This window comes from Burkholderia sp. Bp8984 (genome assembly GCF_003853755.1).
In the GTDB taxonomy this organism is placed as follows: domain Bacteria; phylum Pseudomonadota; class Gammaproteobacteria; order Burkholderiales; family Burkholderiaceae; genus Burkholderia.
Genome location: NZ_QTQN01000108.1, coordinates 1 through 543, shown reverse-complemented (window position 1 = coordinate 543; position 543 = coordinate 1). Strand labels below are relative to the sequence as shown.

Here is a 543-nt window from a genome sequence, read left to right as displayed (position 1 = left end):
ATCAATCCGACCAACCGGCCACTGTATCGCGCGCCGCCTCGAGCGTATGGCGTACTCGCCGCGTTGCGCCTTGCCAGACTGATCGAGTCGATTCGCCGAATGCAGGCCGATGTCCCGATTACCGTCGTATGCCACAGCCAAGGAAATATCGTCGGCCTCGCTGCGGCGTTCTTCGGCGACGCATTCCCCGATGTTGAAGATCCGTGGGGACGCACGGGCCACTGCGTGGCAGACGCCTACGTGCTGGCGAACGCACCGTACAGTCTCGCCAATGCTGACGGCCCGAACAAGTCCGACACCTTCATGGATTCATGGTCGCAACGCTCGACGAAAGACGGCAGCGGCCGGCGTGGACGACAAACCTACGCCGCGCGCACGAAGACATTCGGCCAATTCCTGTCGATCATCAGCGCTCGAAAAGCATACGAACAGCCTGCCGACAAAATCGATGAGGACATGGAAAACGAGCGGGTCTCGCCGACCAGCAAGCGGTCTTATGCGGCGCAAGAGGATCGCGCGAGGCACGGGCTGAATGAATCGACG

Annotated in this window: 1 pseudogene; it reads left to right on the top strand. The window is 61.1% G+C overall.

Annotated elements, in window-relative coordinates:
• Window positions 1-543: pseudogene (locus tag DID98_RS35550) on the top strand (hypothetical protein); the annotation flags it as partial.